We start from the raw sequence: 20003 nt of genomic DNA, 5'->3' as shown, positions 1-20003 counted from the left end.
GCAGTCAGATTCGATCGAAGGGAAAATGTCATGTCCACCGATACCGTACTCACCCCGGCCGCGCAGGCGGGGACACAGGCCGCCGCCAGGGCCGTCACCGTCGCGGCGTTCCGCGACGCGATGGCCGACCTCGGGGCGGCCGTGCACATCGTCACCACGGATGGCCGCGCCGGGCGTGCGGGCTTCACCGCCTCGGCGGTCTGCAGCGTCACCGATTCGCCGCCGAGCGTGCTGGTCTGCATCAACCGCACGTCCTCGGCCTACGCCGCGACCATCGCCAACGGCGCCGTGTGCATCAACACGCTGAGCGCGGACCAGAAGCCGCTGTCGGCGGCGTTCTCGGCCAAGGCGTCGATGGACGAGCGCTTCGCCAGCGGCGAGTGGTCCGGCGCGCCCGGCAGCGCGCCGGCGCTGCGCGGCGCCATCATGTCGATCCATTGCCGCATCGACAGCGCGGTGCAGGTCGGCACGCACGACATCCTGCTGTGCGAGGTCGACCGCATCGAGAGCAACGCGCACGCCGGCATCCTGATCTACTACAACCGCCGCTACCACGACATCGCGCGCGAGTGAGCGCCGCGCGCGGGGCCGCGGCGGGGCAGGGGCCTCAGTCCTGCGGCAGGCGCAGCGGCACCACGTTGTCGGCGTTGTTGGCCTTGACCAGGCGGATCATCAGCAGCATGAAGATGTCGCGCTCGGCCGGCGACAGGTGGTCGATGGTGCGGTCGTGCGCGCGCTGCACCGCGGGCGCCATCTTCCGCAGCAGGCGCTTGCCCTGCGTGGTCAGCTTGACGAGCCGCTGGCGCCGGTCGTGGATGGCCTGCGCGCGGTCGACCAGGCCGCGCGCGTGCAGGCGCGGGATGACCTCGGCCACGCTGGAGCGTTCCAGCCCGATCTCGATCGCGAGCGTGTTCTGGTCGATCTCGCCGAGCGCGTCCAGCGTGCTCAGCAGGCTGTACTGGACCGGCGTGATGTTGAATTCCCCCGCCTCCTCGGCGAACAGGAAGCCGTGGATCTGGTGCATGCGCCGGATCAGGAAGCCGGGGCGCTTGAACAGGGGCGTGCTCGCCTGCAGGACGTCGAGCTCGGCCCGGACCGGATCGGTGATGAATGTCTCGATAGTCGTGGTTGACATGGAATGCTGTAAGCCGAAATTGGGAGCCCGGGTTCTTGTCCGGGACGTGATTCGTCGGATCGGATGGCGCAGGCCGCGCTGTCCGCGCCGGTGCGCCGTGCCACTGCCGAAAAGCAAAATCCGGGCCGCTTGGTGCCGTACATGGTACTGCATGCGCTCGCCAGCAACCCCGCCGCGGGCATCAAAAAGGTGCGCCCGCGCCGGTGCGCCCCACAACTTGGTGCAGCGCGCACGCCAGAGATGCGGGGTATAACCCGCATCAAACCGTTTTTCCCGAGAATCTCCGCGGATGCCGGCCCTGCGTTTATCGGCACGGTATTTGCGGTACACCACACATCTTGTCACCGGAACCGCATCTCATGCCTCAAATTCTGCTCAAGGGTGGCCGCGTCATCGATCCGGCCGCGGCGCTCGACGCCACGCTCGACATCCTCGTCGACGGCAACACCATCGCCGCCATCGGGCCGGACCTCGCCGCGCAGGCGCCGTTCGCCGACGTCATCGACTGCGCTGGCCAACTGGTGCTGCCCGGGCTCATCGACACCCACGGCCACGTGTACCAGTACGTGACCGGGCGCTTCGGCCTGAACGCCGACCATTGCGGCGTGCAGTCAGGCGTGACCACCATCATCGACCAGGGCGGCGCGAGCTGCATCACGCTGCCGGGCTTCCGGCGCTTCGTCGCCGAGCCGGCCGCCACGCGCGTGCTGTCGTACATCTCCGCCTACCTGGTGGGCGGGCTGGAGGGACACTACTATCCCGACCTCTACAACCCCGCCTGCCTCGACGCGGCGGCCACCGTCAAGAGCGCGCTGGCCAACCCGGACCTGGTCAAGGGCGTCAAGGCGCATGCCGAGATCGGCGGTTTCGCGCGCTGGGGCCTGGACGTCATGCGCATCGCCTCGCGCATCGGGCGCGACGCCGCGCTGCCGGTCTACATCCACTTCGGCCAGCTGTGGCCCAAGCCCGAGCAGGGCGGGCGCGAGGTGAACCCGGACTCGATCTTCAACCAGGTGGTGGACATGCTCAAGCCGGGCGACATCCTGGCGCACCCGTTCAGCCGCCATCCGGGCGGCTTCGTCGAGGAAAACGGCCGCCTGCACCCGCTGGTGCACGAGGCGGTGGCGCGCGGGCTCAAGATCGACGTGGGCCACGGCTCGCATTTCAGCTTCAAGACGGCACGCATCGTGCTTGATGCCGGTGTCATTCCCGATACGCTTGGCGCCGACATGCACGGCTACAACACGCACGTTCCCGCTCCCGCCGGCACGCCGGACAGCCACCCGGACGAGGAGCATTCCTTCCTCGGCCGCACCCAGTTCAGCCTGGTCAGCGCGATGAGCAGCATGCTCGCGCTCGGCCTGCCGCTGAACCACGTGGTGGCGATGGCGACCGCCAACGCGGCGCGCATGGCCGGCATGGAAGGCGAGATCGGCACGCTCAAGGTGGGCGGCGCCGCCGACATCAGCGTGCTCGACGACCGCCGCGGCCGCTGGGTGCTGGAAGACAACGAAGGCACGCAACTGGTGACGGACCGCATGCTGTCGCCGCTGTTCTGCCTGCGCGACGGCATCCGCCACGACGCCACTTCGCCGACGCTGCCGCTGGCACGCGCGGCCTGACCGAGCAAGGAGAGAGCCGATGAACCGGCAAGGCAAGGCGAAGGCCCACGACGGGCCGCAGGGCATCGGCGCGTCGCTGCCGCGCAAGGAAGACGAGCGCTTCATGCGCGGGCGCGGCGAGTACGTGGGCAACATCCGCATGGTGGGCATGCTCGACGTGGCCTTCGTGCGCAGCCCGGTCGCGCACGGCCACATCGTCGGCATCGAGAAGCCGGCCGGCTTCGAGCACGCGGTGTACACCATCGCGGATCTCGACGGCGTGGCGCCCATCGTCGCCAATTCGGGGCTGCCCGGCTTCAAGCCCTCGGAGCAGCCGGTGCTGGCGCAGGGCAAGGTGCGCCAGGTCGGCGAGACCATCGCCATGTGCGTGGCGGCCACGCGCGCGGCGGCCGAGGACATCGCCGCGCAGGTCTTCGTGGATTTCGAGGAACTGCCCGCGGTGGTCGACATGCTGGCCGCGCGCAGCGCGCCCCCGGCGCTGGTGCACGAGCACTGGGGCGACAACGTGTTCCTCGAGGCGTTCGTCGACGCGCATCCCGAGGTGGACCTCGAGGCCATCCGCCGCGACGCGCCGATCCGCGTGCGCCGCCGGCTGCGCACCGCGCGCCAGAGCATGGCGCCGATGGAAGGGCGCGGCGTGGTGGCGCACTGGGACAAGCGCCTGTCGCAACTGATCGTGCACACCTCGGCGCAGATGCCGCACATCACGCGCACGGGCCTGGCCCACTGCCTGGGCCTGGACGAGGGGCAGGTGCGCGTGATCGCGCCGGACGTCGGCGGCGGCTTCGGCTACAAGGGCATCCTGCTGCCGGAGGAAGTCTGCTGCGGCTGGCTGGCCATGCGGCTGGAAAAGCCGGTGCGCTGGATCGAGGACCGCCGCGAGCAACTGACGGCCAACGCCAATTGCCGCGAGCACGCCTACGACATCGCCGCCTACGCCGACCGCGACGGCCGCCTGCTGGCGGTGGAATGCGAGGCGCACGTGGACTCGGGCGCCTATTCGTCCTACCCGTTCTCGGCCTGCCTGGAGGCCGCGCAGGTCGGCAGCATCCTGCCGGGGCCGTACAAGATGGAGCGCTACCGCTGCCGCACGTGGTCGGTGGCCACCAACAAGCCGCCCATCCTGCCGTACCGCGGGGTGGCGCGCACCGGGGTCTGCTACGCCATCGAGACCATGATGGACGCGATCGCCGTGCAGGCCGGCATCGAGCCTTACGAAGTGCGGCTGCGCAACCTCGTGCAGCCGCACGAGATGCCCTACGACAACATCACCAACAAGCATTTCGACAGCGGCGACTATCCCGAGGCGGTGCGGCGCGCCATGCGCGCCATCGACCTGCCCGCGGTGCGCGCGCGCCAGCAGCGCGGCGAGGCCGACGGCAGGCGCATCGGCTTCGGCATGGCGGTGTTCTGCGAGCAGGGCGCGCACGGCACCTCGGTCTACCACGGCTGGGGCATCCCGATGGTGCCCGGCTACGAGCCGGCCGTGATCCGGCTGACGCCGGACGGCGTGCTCGAAGTGCGCGCCGGCGTGCACTCGCACGGGCAGAGCATGGAGACCACGCTGGCGCAGATCGCCCACGAGGTGCTCGGCATCGACACCGGGCGCGTGCGCATCGTGCTGGGCGACACCGGTGTCACGCCGTATTCCACCGGCACCTGGGGCTCGCGCTCGATCGTCATGGCGGGCGGCGCGGTGGGCCAGGCGGCCAAGGAACTCAGGCAGCGCCTGCTCAAGATCGGCGCGTGGCTGCTCGGCGCGGCGCCGCAGGACGTGCGCTGGGAGGATGGCGCGGTGGTGGGCGCCGGCGGGCGGCGCACGCTGGCGGAAATCGCGCGCACCTGGTATCTGGCGCCGCAGTTGCTGCCGCCTGACGTGGACCCGCGCGGCCTGGAGGTGTCCACCTCCTACCAGGCGCGGCGCGACACCGGCACCTTCAGCTACGCCTGCCACGCGGTGGTGGTGGCGGTGGATACCGAACTGGGCCACACCGAGATCCTCGACTACGCGATCGTCGAGGACGGCGGCGTGCTGATCAACCCGATGGTGGTCGACGGACAGGTGTTCGGCGGCGCCGCGCAGGGCATCGGCACGGCGCTGTATGAAGCCATGCCGTACAGCGCGGACGGCCAGCCGCTCGCTTCGACGCTGGCCGACTACATGCTGCCGGGCGCCACCGAGGTGCCGGCCATCCGGATCGAACACATGGAAACACCCGCGCCTTACACCGAATTCGGCCAGAAGGGCATCGGCGAGAGCGGTGCCATCGGCTCGCCGGCGGCCATCGCCAACGCCGTCAACGATGCGCTGCGCGCGCTTGGCGCCGAGGTGCTGGAGCTGCCGGTATCGCCGCGCGTGGTGGTCGAGGCGCTCAGCCGTGCCCGCGCCGCGGCGGGAGTCGCAGCATGAAGCCGCCGGTATTCGACTACGCCCGCCCGCTGACCTGCGCGGATGCGTTCGCCCATCCCGACCTGGCCGACGGCATGGCCAAGTTCGCGGCCGGCTGCCAGTCGCTCGGGCCGATGATGAACCTGCGCCTGGCCCAGCCCGGCATGCTGGTGGACCTGCGCGCCATTGCCGCGCTGCGCGAATGCGGCGCGCAGGGCGACGCGGCCGTGCTCGGCGCGTGCATCACCCATGCCGAGATCGAGGACGGCAAGGTCGACGACGGCACGCAGGGGCTGATGCCCCACGTGGCGCGCGGCATCGCCTACCGCGCGGTGCGCAACCGCGGCACGCTGGGCGGCAGCCTGGCCCATGCCGACCCCGCCGCCGACTGGATCAACACCATGTGCGCGCTCGACGCCGAGTTCCTGGTCAGCGGCCCGCGCGGCGCGCGCACGGTGGCCAGCGCCGACTGGATGCTCGGGGCCTTCACCACCGCGCTGGAAGGCGACGAGATCCTGACCGGCGTGCGCTACCGGCGGTTGTCGCCGGCGGCGCGCTGGGCCTACTACAAGTTCAACCGCAAGCCCGGCGAATTCGCCGAGGCGATCGCCATCGTGATCGACGATCCGGCCGCCGGCACGTGCCGCGCGGTGATCGGCGCCATCGACGGCGCGCCGCACCGGATCGACGACGCGCGCGCGCTGCTCGCGCCGGGCGCCGATGCCGGCTTGCCCGGGCGCCACGTCGAGGCCGCCGGGCTGGACGCGGACAGCTATGAATTCCAGGTGCACCGCGTGGCGCTCGAGCGCGCCATCGCCATCGTGCAGCGCCACGGCAGGAACCCGCTATGAACGACCTCACCGATCTTTCCGACCTCACCGACCCCGCTGCCTCTGGCGGCCACGACGCCGTGACCGTGCCCGTGATCGAGCACGCCATCGAGCTGACCGTCAACCGCGCCCGCGTGCGGGCCACGGTGGAGCCGCGCACCAGCCTGGCCGATTTCCTGCGCGAGCAGCAGATGCTGTGCGGCACCAACATCGGCTGCGAGCAGGGTGTGTGCGGCGCCTGCACGCTGCTGGTCGACGGCGCGCCGGCGCGCTCCTGCATCACGCCGGCGGTGGCCTGCGCCGGCGCGAGCGTGCAGAGCATCGAAGGCTTCGACGACGATCCCGCCATGCGCGAGCTGCGCGAGGCCTTCCGCGCCGAGCACGCGCTGCAATGCGGCTACTGCACGCCCGGCATGCTGATGACCGCGCGCGACATCGTGACCCGGCTGCCCGATGCCGACGACGCGCGCGTGCGGCTGGAGCTGTCCGGCAACCTGTGCCGCTGCACCGGCTACGTCGGCATCGTGCGGGCCATCCGGCGCGTGCTGGAGGCGCGCCGCGCGCGTGCCGCCGCGCCGGCCGCGCCGGCTGTGCTACTCGCCGGCGCCTGATTCAGGAATTCACAGGGAACCATGATGGAAATCGAACAAAGCTTCACCGTGCCATACCCGCGCGCCAGCGTGTGGGCCTGCTTCCATGACGCGCCGGGCGTGGTCGGCTGCCTGCCCGGCGCGTCGCTGCTCGCGCCGCCCGAGGGCGGCCTGCTCAAGCTGGCGATGGCGGTCAAGCTGGGCCCGATTGCCGCCTCGTTCAGCGGCGACGGCGAGATGCGGCTCGACGAAGACGCCTTCCGCGGCAGCGTCAGCGGCGGCGGCGTCGACCGCAAGAGCGCCTCGCGCGTCAGGGGCGTGGCGGCCTTCGCGCTGGAAGAGGCGGCGCCGGGCCAGACGCGCGTCGACGTGAAGGTCGACTACACGATCGCCGGCAGCCTCGCGCAGTTCTCGCGCGGCGGCCTGGTGAAGGACCTCGCCACGCGCATGACCGAGGCCTTCGCCGCCAACCTCAAGGCCAGGCTCGACGCCAGCGCGCCGGCGGCGGCCCCCGCGCCGGCGGCGCCCGTGCCCGCCGGCGACGCATCGCTGGCCGCGGCCAGCGTGCCGGCGCCGGCGCCCATGTCCGCGCCCGCCGCGGCCGCGCGCCAGCCGATGCCCGCCAACGCGCCGCTCAACCTCGGCAACCTGTTCTGGAAGATCCTGTGGGCACGGCTGCGCGGCCTGTTCGGCGCGGGAAGCCGCTGATGATGCCCGCGACATCGATGCCGGACACATCCGCCGCGGCCGGCCGCGCCAACGACGCCGCGCTGCAACGGCTTTACGCCGTGCGGCCCCAGTGGCAGGGCGTGCGCAGCGCGCGCGACGCCGTCGGCCTGCCGGACCGCACGCTGCTGCACGCCGGGCCGCCGTTCGCCGACCCGCGCGCGCCGTCGGCGCCGGTGCTGTCGTCGGCGGTGCTGTGCTGCCTGTACGAAGGCTGGGCGGACACCGAAGCCGGGGCCGAGGCGCTGATCGCATCCGGCGCGGTGACGCTGGCCAGCGCGCAGTCGTTCGACGTGGTGACGCCGCTGGCCGCGGTCATCTCGCCGCGCACCGCGCTGGTGGAAGTGGCCGACGCCGGCAACCCCGCCAATCGCGCGTGGTCGCTGCTGGGCAGCGGCGCGGGGCCGCAGATCCGCTTCGGCAGCCGCGATCCGGCCGTGCTGGCGCGCCTCGGCTGGCGCGACGACGTGCTGGCGCCGGCGCTGGCGGCGACGCTGGCGCGCTGCCCGGTCGACCTGATCCCGCTGGCCCGCCACGGCGTGGACGGCGGCGACGACCTGCACGCGCGCACCGCGAGCGCCACCGCCGCGCTGATCCGGCACCTGGCGCCGCGCGTGCACGACGAGGAGGTCATGGCGGTGCTGGCGCGCACGCCGCTGTTCTTCCTCACGTTGTGGATGGCGGCCTGCCACACCATGACGGCGGCGGCGGCGCACGGCGCCGCGCCCGAGGCCACGCTGGTGGTGGCGCTGGCCGGCAACGGCAGCGAGGTCGGCGTGCGGCTGGCGGGCCGCGCGTCGCGCTGGTTCACCGCGCGCGCGGACGCGCCGGACGGCCCGCGCCTCGACGCGGCCTGCACCGTGGCCGCCGCGCCGATGACCGGCGACAGCGGCGTCATCGATGCCGCCGGTTTCGGCGCGCAGGCGCTGGCGCTGGCGCCCGAGCCGGCGGCGGCGTTCTCGGCGTGGCTGCCGCCGCGCTGGCAGGAGAGCCAGGCGCGCCTGTACGCGGGCCGGCATCCGGCCTTCGCCGACCTGCGCTGCGGGCTGGATGCCGCGCGCGTGGCGGCCGGGCAGGCCGCGCCGCTGGCCGCCATCGCGATGATCGGTGCCGATGGCCGCACGGGCCTGCTGGGGCGGGGACTGTTCACGGCGCCGGCGGCGCTGTTCGCGTCGGCATTGCCGGGCGCGGCGGCGCAGCACGGCGCGTAGCGGGGCGGCGCGCCGTCCGGGCCGCGCGACGGCGAAGAGCGCCTTGCGCGGCGCCGCGATGGCGCGGCTGCGCGCTCAGAGCGGCAGCGTCATCAGCAGCGTCAGCGCCGAGGTGTCGCGCAGGCCGGCCCGCGTGGCCAGCCGGCGCAGGGCGGCCAGCGCCGCGCCGCCCGCCTCGCCAAGCCGGCTGGCGAGGTTCAGCCGCGCCAGCGCGCGCGTGGCGAAGCGCAGCATGAAGGGCACCTGCCTGCGGCAGAACGCGACCTTGCGCACGTAGCCGTCGACTTCCCACAGCCACGTGGTGTTGGCCGGGAAGTAGGCGATGTCGCCGGCGCGCAGCGCGTGCGTGCGCCCGTCGGCACTGGTGACCTGGACCTTGCCTTCCAGGATCACCACGGTTTCTTCCCAGCCGTAGTACCACTGGAAGGTGCCGGAAGTGCATTCCCACAGATTGGTGCAAGCCAGCCCGTCGACGGCGCGCGAGTGCAGCGCCGCGCGCGACTGCGGCTCGCCGGCGCGGATCCAGGCCGGGTCGATGGGGCAGCTCTGCATCGGCAGGTCGCGCGTATTGGCGAACGCGCCTGCGCGGCGCCGCGCGGGCGTGCGTTCCGGCGCAGCGGTGCCGGACATCGTTTGCGAGCCCATGTCAGCCTCCCGTTGTCTTGACTGGTAGGCCGAATTTAGCGGGCGGCGGGCGCGCGTTAAGTGCGCAAGCGCACTTTCGGGCGAGCCCGCCCGGCGGACACGCTCGGCGCGGCGGCCCGGCTCAGTTGGCCCGGCCGGCCAGTGCGCGCAGGTACTCGTTCTTCTTGTCGAGAATCAGCTTGCCGAGGAAACCGGCGTCGTAGGCCTTGAGCAGGTGCGCGTGGTATTGCTCGAGATAGCGCGCGATGCGGCTTTGCTCGCATTCGATGCCGCACAGCCAGGCGAACGTCTCGCCGTCCCAGCGGAAACGCAGGCCAAGCTCGGTGAAGGCGGCGTTGTAGGCGGCAAGCTGGGCGTCGTCGGCCGCCGCGGCGGCGCTGGCGGCGGCATGGCTGGCGGGGCGGACTGCGGACTGGACCTGGTTCATGATCGGACTCCTCGGGCGCTTGGCAGTGGTGGGCCTGCACCGAAGCATAGGGTTGCCGATCAATTAACGATAATTAAAGTTAAATCGAGTAACCATAAGTCATTGTTTATGGTTTGGGCGCCGGCCGCCGGCGCGGCCGGATCAGCCCGTCCACGCCGGTGATGCGCTGGATCAGGCTGGCGCCTTCTTCCATCAGGAAATGCTTGAAGGCGAGCGCCACCGGCGGCAGGCGCTTGTTCTTGCGGTGCACCACGTACCAGTTGAGCATCACCGGGAACCCCGCGATGTCGAGCACGGCGAGGTTGCCGGTCTGCAGCTCGAGCCCCACGGTGTGGGCCGACAGGAAGGCGATGCCCATGTTGGCGATCACGGCCTGCTTGATGGTCTCGGTGCTCTTGATCTCCATCGCGATGCGCATGTTCGACAGCCGCCCGGCAAAACCCTCCTGCATGGAGTTCCAGGTGTCGGAGCCTTTCTCGCGCGCGACGAAGGCTTCGTCGGTCAGCGCCGACAGCGGGATGTTGCGCTTGCCCACGAGGTGGTGGCCGGGCGCGGCGACGATGACGTAGGGGTGCGGCGCGAACGGCTCGCTGATGGTGTCCATGCCCTCGGGCGGGCGCACCATCACGGCGAGGTCGGTGAGGTTGCCGGCGAGCTGGTGCAGCAATTCCTCGCGGTTGTGCACCGCAAGGTTGAGCGTCACGCCGTCGTGGCGCTGCATGAACTGCGCGAGCAGGCGCGGGAAGAAGTAGTCGCCGGCGCTGATCACGGCCACGTTGAGGCGTCCGCCGGAGATGCCCTTGAGCTGCGACATGGCATCTTCCGCTTCGCGGAATTGCTGCATGATGCTGCGGCTGTAGTGCAGCATCTCGGTGCCCGCCGGCGTGAGGTAGATCCTCTTGCCCAGCTGCTCGAACAGCGGCAGGCCGACGTGCCCCTCGAGCTGGCGCACCTGCGTGGAGACCGCGGGCTGGGTCAGGTGCAGCTCTTCGGCCGCGCGCGAAAAGCTCAGGTGGCGGGCGACGGTCTCGAAAACCTTCAGCTGGCGCAGCGTGGCGTTCTTCATGCACGGGTCCGCCCGATATATAAGGGATCGTCAATGATCATAATAAAAAACTTTATGTCGTGCCGTACTTAGTTTGAACTAGCATCAGTCCACGGATGCAACGTGCCGCAATGTCAGGCGCGCTCGATCAGTAGTGACCAAGGGCTCCCCCAGCAGAGACGCCCATCCCTCGCGCCGCAGAGCGCGACAGCACTATGCAGGAGACACGACATGACGCACGACAACACGGCGGCCTCCGCCCACGGCCGTTCCGGCTGGCTTCGCAATCGCTGGTTCCAGCTCGCGATCGGCGTGGTCTGCATGGGGCTGGTGGCCAATCTCCAATATGGCTGGACGCTGTTCGTCGGACCGATGAACGCCAGGCATCACTGGGGCGAATCGGCCATCCAGGTCGCCTTTTCCATCTTCATCGTGACCGAGACCTGGCTGGTGCCGCTCGAAGGCTGGCTGGTCGACAAGCTCGGGCCGCGCCCGGTGGTGGCGGCCGGCGCGCTGTGCGCGGGACTCGCCTGGGTCATCAATGCCTATGCCACCAGCCTGCCGCAGCTCTACTTGGCCGCGGTGATCGCCGGCATCGGCGCGGGCGGGGTGTACGGCACCTGCGTGGGCAACGCGCTCAAGTGGTTCCCCGACCGGCGCGGCCTCGCGGCCGGGCTGACCGCGGCCGGCTTCGGCGCGGGCTCGGCGCTCACCGTGATTCCCATCGCCAACATGATCCAGCGCTCGGGCTACGAGCATGCCTTCATCACCTTCGGCATCCTGCAGGGCGTCTGCATCCTGCTGATGGCGCTGCTGCTGGTCAAGCCGCGCCCGCCCGCGGGCGCCACGGCGAGCAAGGCGGTGCTGACCAACCCGCTCGAATTCACGCCGGGGCGCATGGTCAGGACGCCGGTGTTCTGGGTCATCTACGCCTCGTTCGTGGCGGTGGCCGCGGGCGGCATCATGGCCACCGCGCAGCTCGGCCCGATCGCGCGCGATTTCGGCTTTGCCTCGATGCCGGTGACGATGCTGGGCTTCACGCTGCCGCTGCTGACCATGACGCTGTCGATCGACAACCTCTGCAACGGACTGACGCGGCCGCTGTGCGGCTTCATCTCCGACCGCATCGGGCGCGAGAACACCATGTTCTTCATCTTCATCGGCGAAGGGCTGTCGCTGCTCGGGCTGATGGAGCTCGGCCACAACCCGTACTGGTTCATGACGTTCGCCGCGCTGACCTTCCTGTTCTGGGGCGAGATCTTCTCGATCTTCCCGGCGCTGTGCGCCGACACCTTCGGCAGCAAGTTCGCCGCGGCCAACGCCGGCACGCTCTACACCGCGAAGGGCACGGCGGCGATGCTGGTGCCGCTGGCGTCCGTGCTGTCCGCGCGCGGCGGCTGGGACGCGGTGTTCACGGTGGCGGCGGTGGTGACTATCGTCGCCGGCCTGTCCGCCAAGCTGGTGCTGGCGCCGATGCGCCGGCGCTTCATCACCGGCCACGCCGGCGAGGCCGTGCCGGTGGGCACGGACAGCACCGCCTATCTCGCCGCGCTGTCGCCACGCAAGAGCGAATAGGCGAGCCACCCGGGGCACCACCGCACCAGCAGCAGCCCGGCCCTCGCGGCCGGGCATCGCGTATACAGAAGGAGGCATCATGAATATCTCGCTTCCGCAGCTCAAGGCATTTGCCGCCGTGGCGCGCCAGAAAAGCTTTACTCGCGCCGCCGCCGAACTCGGGCTCACGCAGTCGGCCATCAGCCGCAGCGTGCGCGAACTGGAGGACGAGATCGATCAGCGCCTGTTCGACCGCACCACGCGGCAGGTCGAGCTCACCGATGCGGGCGAGCATTTGTCGCAGCGCATCTGCCACCTGATCGAGGAAGTCGAGCAGACCCTGCGCGAAAGCCAGGGCACCGGCAAGGCCTGCCAGGGCACGGTGCAGATCGCCTCCGACCCGGTGCTGTCCTCGATGTCGGTGCCGGGCTGGATGGCGGGCTGCCGCACGGCCTGGCCCGGCATCGGCATCTGCCTCAAGGACCGCGCGCACGATGCCGTGCTGCAGTGCGTGCGCAGCGGCGAGGTGGACTTCGGCATCGCCACCAACCCGGAGCCCGGCGACGATCTCTATTGCGAGGCGCTGTGCGCCGACCCGTTCCATGCGGTGCTGCCGTCGCAGCATCCGCTGGCCATGCGCGAGGCGATCGGGTGGGGCGACCTCAACGACGCGAACGTGCTGATGCTCGACCAGAGCTCGGGTATCCAGCCGGCGGTGGAACAGGCCTTCGGCGTATATCACGTGCGGGCGGGATCGCTCCAGGTGCTGGGCCACTTCGCCGCGATCTTCGGCATGGTGGCGCTGGGGCTGGGTATCGGCATCGTGCCCTCGCGCGCGCATGCGGCCGGCCTCAACCCGGCGGCGGTCATGCGGCCGCTGCGCCCGCAGGTCACGTCGACGGTGATGCTGGTGCGGCGCAAGAGCCGGTCGCTCAAGCCGAATGCGGCCGCCATCTGGGATACGTTGCGTGGCATGGAGTATGAGCAGGCGCGGGTGGTCCGGGCGGGGTAGTGGTTGGGCTCTGGCTCTGAGTTGGTGGCCGGGGCTGGTGGCTTGGCGGCTTGTGCCGTGCTGGTGCTTGGCGCTGAGGGCGAGGGCGAGGGCGAGCGGGATGCTGCCGGCCCCCGAAACGTCCAGGTCTCACGGCTTGTTGCCATGTTGCATCATCACAAAATTTCTTCTGATATATTACATACAGGATATTTACACATAGTGCGACGCAGCATATAATGAAAACTCCTACTCACCATCCATACCGGAGTTTTCTGATGGACAGCGTTCTTCTCCTCGGTCTTGCCCTTGGCCTGATTACCTTCGGCGTCGGCATGACCTTCCTGATCGCCACCCGCGTGCCCACGCCCGTGCTGGCCCGCGCGCAGGAGCATGGCCGTTTCGCGGGGCTGGGCGCTTCGCAGGAAACCACCGGCGTTGGCCGTCCGCGTCCCGCCGCCAGCGTGGCGCCGCAACTGGCCCGTGCGTGATGTGCCGCCGGCAGGGCGGGACCGGCGGGCCATGCGGCCGCCGGCCCGGCCCGCCACGTGCTGCGGCCGATGTTCCCCGGGACGCCTGTCCGGCCATCGCGCATCGATGACGCCTCGCCGGATTCGCGCGGGATGCTGCCCCGGATTCGTGCCTTCGCAACTGCCTTGCCCCTCCATACATTGAGAACATCCGGCGCTTTTGCCGCCTGACTTGTTCTAGGGACTTTCCCCAATGCGGGGAGATGGATCCCGGTTTCCCGACATCCCTGGTTTTTCCGCCGGACGCCGCCTCGCGCGTTTTCGCCCGCGCCATTGATCACGCGCCGCGCCCTAAGTCATTGATCCGACAGCACTGCCGCGCCCGCCGCCGGCCGCGGTTGATGCGTGCCGCGCACCAGTGGATCGGCTCTCGTTTTTTCGGATTTTTCTCGCCGCCCGCGTCGCGTTCCGGGCCGCATCGGTGTGGCCGAAAAGTGGCTTGACTATATTGATATATCACATACTGTATAGCACTGAAACGACCACCCAGGCAGCCGGAATGCCGCGCCGGACAAGGGCGCCCGGGCAGAGGGCGCGGGCCGGCGAGCCGGAACCAGGCATTCCGATGCGTCCCGCAAAGCGGTGTCCCCGGACACCCTTCCCAAAACAAAAGGCGGCACCGCCGCCATCAGGAGACACCACATGGAACATCAGCAAAACGCGCCCGAGTCCCGCTTTGCCTCGCCTTGGGTACAACTCTGTTTTGGCGTCATCTGCATGGCGATGATCGCCAACATGCAGTACGGCTGGACCCTGTTCGTCAATCCCATCGACGACAAGTACCACTGGGGCCGCACGGCGATCCAGGTGGCCTTCACCATCTTCGTGGTGACGGAAACCTGGCTGGTGCCGATCGAGGGCTACCTCGTCGACAAGTACGGCCCGCGCCCGGTGGTGGTGGGCGGCGGCCTGCTGTGTGCGGCGGCATGGGCGCTGAACTCCGTGGCCTCGTCGCTGCCGCTGCTCTACTTCGCCGCCGCCGTGGGCGGGGTGGGGGCGGGCGCGGTGTACGGCACCTGCGTCGGCAACGCGCTCAAGTGGTTCCCCAACCGGCGCGGACTGGCCGCGGGCATCACCGCGGCGGGGTTCGGCGCCGGCTCGGCGCTGACCGTGGTGCCGATCGCCAACATGATCAAGACCAGCGGCTACGAAGCCACCTTCCTGTGGTTCGGCCTGGGCCAGGGGCTGGTCGTGTTCTTCCTCGGCATGGCGCTCTATCCGCCGTCGGCCAGGGTGCTCGGCCAGGTCAAGGACGCGGTCAAGACCGCCGCCTACAACGCCTCGCCGCGCCAGGTGCTGTCGTCGCCGATCTTCTGGGTCATGTACGCCATGTTCGTGATGATGGCGGCGGGCGGGCTGATGGCCACGGCGCAGCTCGGCCCCATCGCCAAGGACTTCGGCCTCGACGGCACGCCGGTGTCGCTGCTCGGGCTGACGCTGCCGGCGCTGACGTTTGCGCTGACCATCGACCGCGTGCTCAATGGCCTGACGCGGCCGTTCTTCGGCTGGATCTCCGACAACATCGGCCGCGAGAACACCATGTTCCTGGCGTTCGCGGTCGAGGCGGTCGGCATCCTGCTGCTCGCCAGGTACGGCCAGAATCCGGTCGCCTTCGTGGTGCTGACCGGCGTGGTGTTCTTCGCCTGGGGCGAGATCTACAGCCTGTTCCCGGCCACCTGCGGCGACACCTTCGGCCCCAAGTTCGCCGCGACCAATGCCGGGCTGCTCTACACGGCCAAAGGCACGGCGGCGCTGCTGGTGCCGTTCTCCAGCGTGATCACCGCCGCCACCGGCGACTGGCACGCGGTGTTCATGCTGGCCTCGGGCATGGCCGCGCTGTCGGCACTGCTGGCCATGTTCGTGCTCAAGCCGATGCGCGAGGCGCATGCGCGCAAGTACGTGCATGCCAATGCCGCCGCGCCGATGGGCTACCGGGCGGTGCCGGAGGATCTGACCTGAAGCCTGCCGGATGGCGGAAGGGCGGAAGGGCGGAAGTCCTTCGGGACTTCGCCGGACATCCTCGCGGTGTTCCTGGCTGGTGCTGCTGCCTTGATGACCGGTGCTGCCCTGGGGAGGGCAGCGCGGGTTCTTCGTAGAGTGTGCAATTAACGGCCGGGAGAGCAAAGCACCTCCGGATTACGGGGTTCGCGGCCACGCCGCGAACCCCGTTTTGCTGGCAGGCAGATGGGCGGGGATTGGAGGGAGCTGCCGGGGTGGCGGATGTCTCCGGGGGATTTAGGCGTGAGCTTCGGCGGCCACGGCGCCGGGCGCGTGCGCGGACCGGGCCGGTTCGCACCGGCCGCGCACGAACGCCACCGCCCGCGCGATCACCGCCGCATCGTGCAGCACGCGCCGGTGCCCCAGGCCCTCGGTCGTCATCAGGCTGGCGCCGGGCCAGGCGCCGGCGATGGCCGCGCCGTTTTCCCAGTCCACTTCCTTGTCCTGCCGGTCGTGGATGACCAGCGTGGCCGGCACCCGCCGTGCATGGCCGAGTGCCGGCACGTTGAAGGCGGACCACGGCATGCCCAGCCAGTCCTCGCTGTTGCGCTGCATGCGGTCCAGCACCGCCGGCGCGATGCCGAGCTGCCACGCGAGCGCCGCCGCCGCGCGGCGCATGTCGGCGGGCGGGCCGATCATCACGGCGGCTTCGAGGTGGAGTCCTTCGCGCATGGCCAGCGCCAGCGCGGCGCCGCCGAGCGAATGGGCGACGGCGGCATGGATCGGGCCGGCATGCCAGGCGGTGGCGAGCAGCGCGCGCGACATCTCCACCACGGAGCTTTGCCGCGGGCCGCGCGCGCCGGCATCCGATTCGCCGTGCGAGAGCGCGTCGAACGCCACCACGCGCAGGCCGGCGGCGAGCAGGGGAGCGACCAGCGCGTGCCATTGCCCGGCATGGCCGCCCCAGCCGTGCGCGAGCAGCACGGTCGGCCCTGCGCTGCCCCAGCGGTACACGCGCACGCGCCGGCTCGCGCCCTGGCCGGTCACGAGCGCCCAATCCGTGCGTGCCTGCGCCAGCACGTCGCGCGCGGCGGCATCGGGGCCGTTGCCGCGCGGCGGGCTGAACCAGGTCCGCTCCAGCGCGCGGGCGGCGCCCGCCGGATGGACCAGGCTGGCGAGCTGCCAGCAGAGGCGCATCCAGCGCATGGCGGGGCGGAATGCCGGCGCGGCACGCCGCCTGGCGGGGGAGGGATTCAACGCTTGTGTCACGGCCCAATCTCCAACGAAGACCTGCATCATGGCCGGCGGTCCCGCTCCGGGCATCCTCGGGTGCCCGGAAAGACCGACCAGTCGTGCTATTTTTAGTCCCGGGAAAAGACGGTCGTTGCCGTCTTTTCCCGGTCGTTTCTTTCGTCAACTGCCGCCGGCAGACCTGGCCGGCGGCGGCAAGGCAGGCGCTACCTGCGCGGCGGCTGCGCCAGTTCGGCGCGCCGCAGCAGCGCTTCGAACGCGCGGCGCGCCATGCTCTCGGTGTCTTCGCGGCCCAGCAACTTGTAGGAGAGCTGGAAAGACATGCCGATGCCGACCATCTCGAAGGCAAACTGGCGCGGGTCCTGCGCCGGCGAGACGTCGCCTTCCTCGATGGCATCGCCGACCGCGCGGGCGATGAGGCGATGCCAGTCCTTGAGCGACTGCACCACCAGGTCGCGCGTGGGCCCGGGCCGGTCGCGGTATTCCTGGCTCAGCGCGATGAACAGGCAGCGGCCTTTGTTGATCGGGCCGCCCAGCCACGCCATGTAGCCGTCGAACAGCGCCTGCAGCCTGCGCGTACCGCGCGGCTGCCGCAGGGCGGGGTGGACGACGATCTCGGCGAAGCGCTCGGCGGCCAGCGCCAGCACGGCCTGCTGCAGGGCTTCCTTCGACTTGAAGTGCGCGTACAGCCCGCTTTTCGACATGCTGGTGTCGGCCGCCAGCGTGGCGAGCGACAACTGCTCGAAACCGACCTGGGCGGCAGTGTCGAGCGCCTGTTCGATGATCGCGGCGCGGGTGATCTGGCCTTTTTGCATCGGTCGAGAATAGCACGACCGGTCGGTTTGTCAATGTCACACTTGTGCGCTCTCGTCAACCTAAACCGGAGTCACCCGTTATGTCAGCACGGAGGCAGTAGATTGTGCTTTATCGGGCCTACGGGCAGGTGCAAATCCGCTTTGGCCGGGCACTCTCAAGAAATCTGCACAAAGTGTTCCCCTGATTACATACGGAACGCTTTGCGTGCTCTATACTCGAATGCACGTCCGCGCACTTTTATTTTCACTGGTGACTGGAGACCGACATGAACAGTACAGCCGTGCCAAGAGGCGCTAGCGAACCGTTCCGGCAACTGCGGGCGTTGCGCCGAGCGCGAAAGCTCAAGCAGGAAGACGTCGCCCGTAAGGCCGGCATTTCCCGGGAGGCTTACCTGCGGGCCGAATCGGGTCAAGCCGACCCCCGCATGTCTACCTTCCTCGCGGCCTGCGAGGCGCTCGGCCTGGAAGTGGTGCTGGCTCCCCAGCATCTCGCTGCCGACGTCAACGCATTCATAGCCAGCCGCAACGGCGGCGTCACGGCCGCCTCGATGGCCGGCCAGGCGCCCGCCGCGCCTTCCGCTCCCGCCAGCCCCGCGCCGTCCAATCCGGTCGGCGCCGGCTTCGCGGCGAGTTCCGGCGAAGGTCACAAGCCCGCCTGACCATGCACGCCGCCCCGGCCTGATCGCAGGCCGGGGCGGCGTTGTCTGTTCCGGCGCAGCAGGCATCCCCCGGCCTGCTGTTCGCGTCTGCGCGGCCGCCTCGAACGGTCTCCCCGCTGGCCGCGCGGCCAGCGCGTGCTGTCGCCGGTGCGCCGGCGTTCCCCGCAGGGACGGCATCCGTCCCGCCTGCCAAGGCTCGTCCGTCTTCGGGCCTTTCGTGCATTTCCTGCGCTTCCTGCGCTTCCTGTCTTTCTCCTCCCGATCTGCCCTCCGGGCCGCGGCGCGATGCCCGCCCGGCGCGTGCGCTGCTGCGTGTTTTTCATCGCCTGTGCCCGCAGCGCGCCTTCAATGGCGGTAGCGCCGGCGGTTTGACAGCCCCAAAGGCTGCGATTACGATATGGTAAATAGATTACGTATTGTGTAATTCCTGGTGGCGGTCCTGTCTCGCCGGTCCGGTCGGACGCGGCAAGGGCAGGGCCGCCGCGGGCGTAATCCCCGGCCGCCACAGTCCCCTGCAGCGCGCACCTGCCTGGCAAGGCGCGAAGTGCTGTGTCCCGTAGGCGGCCGGTCCACCAAGAGAAAGAGAGGAGCACAAGCATGAGCAAGGCCTTTGCATCGCAGGCGGACCTGCAGGACAAGCAGGTCACTTTCACGCGGCTGTCCGAGAATGCCTATGCCTACACGGCCGAAGGCGACCCCAATTCCGGCGTGATCGTCGGCGACGACAGCGTGCTGATCGTCGACACCACCGCCACGCCGGCGATGGCCCAGGACCTGATCGCCCGCATCCGCGCCATCACCGACAAGCCGATCAAGCACGTGGTGCTGTCGCACTACCACGCCGTGCGCGTGCTGGGCGCCTCCGCTTATTTCAAGGAGGGCGCGCAGAACGTGATCGCCAGCCGCGGCACCTACGAGATGATCGTGGAGCGCGGCGAGGCCGACATGAAGTCCGAGATCGAGCGCTTCCCGCGCCTGTTCGCCGGCGTCGAGACCGTGCCCGGCCTGACCTGGCCCAACGTGGTGTTCGAGCGCGAGCTCACGCTGTTCCTCGGCAAGCTCGAGGTCCGCGTCATCCATCCCGGCCCCGGCCACACCAGGGGCGACACCATCGTGTGGATTCCCTCGCAGAAGATCCTGTTCTCCGGCGATCTGGTCGAGTTCGACGCCGCCTGCTACTGCGGCGACGCGCAACTGGAGGAATGGCCGGCCACGCTCGAGGCGCTGCGCGCGCTGGCGCCGGCCGCGCTGGTGCCCGGGCGCGGGCCGGTGCTGACCACGCCCGAGATGGTCGGCCGCGGGCTGGACTACACGCGCGACTTCGTCAGCACGCTGCTGCAGCGGGGCAGGGAAGCGGTGGCGCAGAAGCTGGACCTCAAGGGCGCGATGGCCCACACGCGCGCGGCGATGGACGACAAGTTCGGCCACGTCTTCATCTACGAGCACTGCCTGCCATTCGACGTGGCGCGCGCCTACGACGAGGCCAGCGGCATCAAGCACCCGCGCATCTGGACCGCCGAGCGCGACAAGGCCATGTGGGCCGCGCTGCAGCACTGAAGCCGCGCGGGAGACGGTCCCTGGCGGCGGCGCATGCCGCCGCTTCGCCGCAAGAGCCGCGCCAGCGGCCAAGGCTGGAGGATGGAGA

Annotated in this window: 19 protein-coding genes; 13 read left to right on the top strand and 6 right to left on the bottom strand. The window is 70.0% G+C overall.

Annotated elements, in window-relative coordinates; all coding sequences use genetic code 11:
- Positions 1-30 precede the first annotated feature (30 nt).
- Positions 31-573 carry a flavin reductase gene (locus AC3WXD_RS04465; RefSeq protein WP_020201129.1) on the top strand — a complete coding sequence of 181 codons (543 nt, stop codon included), beginning with the start codon at positions 31-33 and terminating at the stop codon, positions 571-573.
- 34 nt (positions 574-607) lie between these two features.
- Here the strand turns inward: AC3WXD_RS04465 and AC3WXD_RS04460 are convergent, their stop codons facing one another.
- Complete coding sequence (locus tag AC3WXD_RS04460) at positions 608-1135, bottom strand: MarR family winged helix-turn-helix transcriptional regulator (RefSeq protein ID WP_020201130.1); 528 nt, start codon at positions 1133-1135, stop codon at positions 608-610.
- A gap of 359 nt (positions 1136-1494) precedes the next feature.
- On the opposite strand from AC3WXD_RS04460, the gene AC3WXD_RS04455 reads away from it, so the two are divergent.
- Genes AC3WXD_RS04455 through AC3WXD_RS04430 form a run of 6 tightly spaced genes read left to right on the top strand, consistent with a single transcriptional unit; the run spans position 1495 to position 8503 of the window.
- Positions 1495-2757 (top strand): amidohydrolase/deacetylase family metallohydrolase, encoded by a 1263-nt coding sequence (locus tag AC3WXD_RS04455; RefSeq protein ID WP_020201131.1) that lies wholly within the window; start codon positions 1495-1497, stop codon positions 2755-2757.
- A 19-nt stretch (positions 2758-2776) separates the two neighbouring features.
- Entirely contained in the window at positions 2777-5167 is a 2391-nt protein-coding gene (locus AC3WXD_RS04450) for a xanthine dehydrogenase family protein molybdopterin-binding subunit (RefSeq protein WP_454733378.1), read from the top strand.
- Complete coding sequence (locus AC3WXD_RS04445; RefSeq protein WP_059411552.1) at positions 5164-5997, top strand: FAD binding domain-containing protein; 834 nt, start codon at positions 5164-5166, stop codon at positions 5995-5997. The genes AC3WXD_RS04450 and AC3WXD_RS04445 overlap by 4 nt, the downstream gene beginning before the upstream one ends.
- Positions 5994-6587, top strand: coding sequence for a (2Fe-2S)-binding protein (locus AC3WXD_RS04440; RefSeq protein ID WP_492323128.1), 594 nt, complete (start codon positions 5994-5996; stop codon positions 6585-6587). The genes AC3WXD_RS04445 and AC3WXD_RS04440 overlap by 4 nt, the downstream gene beginning before the upstream one ends.
- A gap of 24 nt (positions 6588-6611) precedes the next feature.
- Positions 6612-7274 carry an SRPBCC family protein gene (locus AC3WXD_RS04435; protein WP_492323355.1) on the top strand — a complete coding sequence of 221 codons (663 nt, stop codon included), beginning with the start codon at positions 6612-6614 and terminating at the stop codon, positions 7272-7274.
- Between the two features lie 17 nt (positions 7275-7291).
- Positions 7292-8503 (top strand): oxamate carbamoyltransferase subunit AllG family protein, encoded by a 1212-nt coding sequence (locus AC3WXD_RS04430; RefSeq protein ID WP_492323127.1) that lies wholly within the window; start codon positions 7292-7294, stop codon positions 8501-8503.
- Positions 8504-8578: 75 nt separating this feature from the next.
- Here the strand turns inward: AC3WXD_RS04430 and AC3WXD_RS04425 are convergent, their stop codons facing one another.
- The 3 genes from AC3WXD_RS04425 to AC3WXD_RS04415 all read right to left on the bottom strand — a co-directional run bounded on the left by AC3WXD_RS04425 (position 8579) and on the right by AC3WXD_RS04415 (position 10641).
- Positions 8579-9148, bottom strand: coding sequence for a cupin domain-containing protein (locus tag AC3WXD_RS04425; RefSeq protein ID WP_020201137.1), 570 nt, complete (start codon positions 9146-9148; stop codon positions 8579-8581).
- Positions 9149-9269: 121 nt separating this feature from the next.
- Positions 9270-9575 carry a LysR family transcriptional regulator gene (locus AC3WXD_RS04420; protein ID WP_492323126.1) on the bottom strand — a complete coding sequence of 102 codons (306 nt, stop codon included), beginning with the start codon at positions 9573-9575 and terminating at the stop codon, positions 9270-9272.
- A gap of 106 nt (positions 9576-9681) precedes the next feature.
- The gene (locus tag AC3WXD_RS04415) at positions 9682-10641 is read right to left on the bottom strand and encodes a LysR family transcriptional regulator (RefSeq protein WP_020201139.1); all 960 of its coding nucleotides are present in this window, start codon (positions 10639-10641) and stop codon (positions 9682-9684) included.
- 210 nt (positions 10642-10851) lie between these two features.
- Between AC3WXD_RS04415 and oxlT (AC3WXD_RS04410) the strand changes: the two genes are divergently transcribed.
- The 4 genes from oxlT (AC3WXD_RS04410) (at position 10852) to oxlT (AC3WXD_RS04395) (ending at position 15654) form a co-directional block, all read left to right on the top strand.
- Complete coding sequence (oxlT, locus tag AC3WXD_RS04410) at positions 10852-12195, top strand: oxalate/formate MFS antiporter (RefSeq protein ID WP_492323125.1); 1344 nt, start codon at positions 10852-10854, stop codon at positions 12193-12195.
- 79 nt (positions 12196-12274) lie between these two features.
- Entirely contained in the window at positions 12275-13186 is a 912-nt protein-coding gene (locus tag AC3WXD_RS04405; RefSeq protein WP_492323124.1) for a LysR family transcriptional regulator, read from the top strand.
- A gap of 257 nt (positions 13187-13443) precedes the next feature.
- Complete coding sequence (locus AC3WXD_RS04400) at positions 13444-13656, top strand: hypothetical protein (protein ID WP_059411557.1); 213 nt, start codon at positions 13444-13446, stop codon at positions 13654-13656.
- 681 nt (positions 13657-14337) lie between these two features.
- Positions 14338-15654, top strand: coding sequence for an oxalate/formate MFS antiporter (gene oxlT, locus AC3WXD_RS04395; RefSeq protein WP_029043213.1), 1317 nt, complete (start codon positions 14338-14340; stop codon positions 15652-15654).
- 276 nt (positions 15655-15930) lie between these two features.
- On the opposite strand, the gene AC3WXD_RS04390 is transcribed toward oxlT (AC3WXD_RS04395), so the two are convergent.
- Together AC3WXD_RS04390 and AC3WXD_RS04385 are read right to left on the bottom strand one after the other, a co-directional pair.
- Positions 15931-16839: an alpha/beta fold hydrolase gene (locus AC3WXD_RS04390; RefSeq protein ID WP_492323354.1), complete on the bottom strand. Its 909-nt coding sequence runs from the start codon at positions 16837-16839 to the stop codon at positions 15931-15933.
- A 251-nt stretch (positions 16840-17090) separates the two neighbouring features.
- Positions 17091-17699 carry a TetR family transcriptional regulator C-terminal domain-containing protein gene (locus AC3WXD_RS04385; RefSeq protein WP_020201145.1) on the bottom strand — a complete coding sequence of 203 codons (609 nt, stop codon included), beginning with the start codon at positions 17697-17699 and terminating at the stop codon, positions 17091-17093.
- Between the two features lie 266 nt (positions 17700-17965).
- Here AC3WXD_RS04385 and AC3WXD_RS04380 point away from each other — a divergent pair, with 266 nt between their 5' ends.
- Together AC3WXD_RS04380 and AC3WXD_RS04375 are read left to right on the top strand one after the other, a co-directional pair.
- Positions 17966-18358: a helix-turn-helix domain-containing protein gene (locus AC3WXD_RS04380; RefSeq protein ID WP_029043214.1), complete on the top strand. Its 393-nt coding sequence runs from the start codon at positions 17966-17968 to the stop codon at positions 18356-18358.
- Between the two features lie 597 nt (positions 18359-18955).
- Positions 18956-19915 carry an MBL fold metallo-hydrolase gene (locus AC3WXD_RS04375; RefSeq protein WP_020201147.1) on the top strand — a complete coding sequence of 320 codons (960 nt, stop codon included), beginning with the start codon at positions 18956-18958 and terminating at the stop codon, positions 19913-19915.
- The last annotated feature ends 88 nt before the right edge of the window (positions 19916-20003 follow it).

Source organism: Cupriavidus sp. FW216-B1, assembly GCF_058789195.1.
The sequence above is the reverse complement of the archived record's forward strand: the minus strand, read 5'-3'. Positions and strand labels throughout refer to the sequence as shown.

What these genes read in the sequence shown, in the direction of transcription:
- AC3WXD_RS04420 (WP_492323126.1), bottom strand. Translation starts at nt 9,575, where the DNA reads ATGAACCAGGTCCAGTCCGCAGTCCGCCCCGCCAGCCATGCCGCCGCC.
- AC3WXD_RS04465 (WP_020201129.1), top strand. Translation starts at nt 31, where the DNA reads ATGTCCACCGATACCGTACTCACCCCGGCCGCGCAGGCGGGGACACAG.
- AC3WXD_RS04375 (WP_020201147.1), top strand. Translation starts at nt 18,956, where the DNA reads ATGAGCAAGGCCTTTGCATCGCAGGCGGACCTGCAGGACAAGCAGGTC.
- AC3WXD_RS04380 (WP_029043214.1), top strand. Translation starts at nt 17,966, where the DNA reads ATGAACAGTACAGCCGTGCCAAGAGGCGCTAGCGAACCGTTCCGGCAA.
- AC3WXD_RS04435 (WP_492323355.1), top strand. Translation starts at nt 6,612, where the DNA reads ATGGAAATCGAACAAAGCTTCACCGTGCCATACCCGCGCGCCAGCGTG.
- AC3WXD_RS04445 (WP_059411552.1), top strand. Translation starts at nt 5,164, where the DNA reads ATGAAGCCGCCGGTATTCGACTACGCCCGCCCGCTGACCTGCGCGGAT.
- oxlT (WP_029043213.1), top strand. Translation starts at nt 14,338, where the DNA reads ATGGAACATCAGCAAAACGCGCCCGAGTCCCGCTTTGCCTCGCCTTGG.
- AC3WXD_RS04440 (WP_492323128.1), top strand. Translation starts at nt 5,994, where the DNA reads ATGAACGACCTCACCGATCTTTCCGACCTCACCGACCCCGCTGCCTCT.
- AC3WXD_RS04390 (WP_492323354.1), bottom strand. Translation starts at nt 16,839, where the DNA reads ATGCGCTGGATGCGCCTCTGCTGGCAGCTCGCCAGCCTGGTCCATCCG.
- AC3WXD_RS04450 (WP_454733378.1), top strand. Translation starts at nt 2,777, where the DNA reads ATGAACCGGCAAGGCAAGGCGAAGGCCCACGACGGGCCGCAGGGCATC.
- AC3WXD_RS04400 (WP_059411557.1), top strand. Translation starts at nt 13,444, where the DNA reads ATGGACAGCGTTCTTCTCCTCGGTCTTGCCCTTGGCCTGATTACCTTC.
- AC3WXD_RS04385 (WP_020201145.1), bottom strand. Translation starts at nt 17,699, where the DNA reads ATGCAAAAAGGCCAGATCACCCGCGCCGCGATCATCGAACAGGCGCTC.
- AC3WXD_RS04405 (WP_492323124.1), top strand. Translation starts at nt 12,275, where the DNA reads ATGAATATCTCGCTTCCGCAGCTCAAGGCATTTGCCGCCGTGGCGCGC.
- AC3WXD_RS04415 (WP_020201139.1), bottom strand. Translation starts at nt 10,641, where the DNA reads ATGAAGAACGCCACGCTGCGCCAGCTGAAGGTTTTCGAGACCGTCGCC.
- AC3WXD_RS04455 (WP_020201131.1), top strand. Translation starts at nt 1,495, where the DNA reads ATGCCTCAAATTCTGCTCAAGGGTGGCCGCGTCATCGATCCGGCCGCG.
- AC3WXD_RS04425 (WP_020201137.1), bottom strand. Translation starts at nt 9,148, where the DNA reads ATGGGCTCGCAAACGATGTCCGGCACCGCTGCGCCGGAACGCACGCCC.
- AC3WXD_RS04430 (WP_492323127.1), top strand. Translation starts at nt 7,292, where the DNA reads ATGCCGGACACATCCGCCGCGGCCGGCCGCGCCAACGACGCCGCGCTG.
- AC3WXD_RS04460 (WP_020201130.1), bottom strand. Translation starts at nt 1,135, where the DNA reads ATGTCAACCACGACTATCGAGACATTCATCACCGATCCGGTCCGGGCC.
- oxlT (WP_492323125.1), top strand. Translation starts at nt 10,852, where the DNA reads ATGACGCACGACAACACGGCGGCCTCCGCCCACGGCCGTTCCGGCTGG.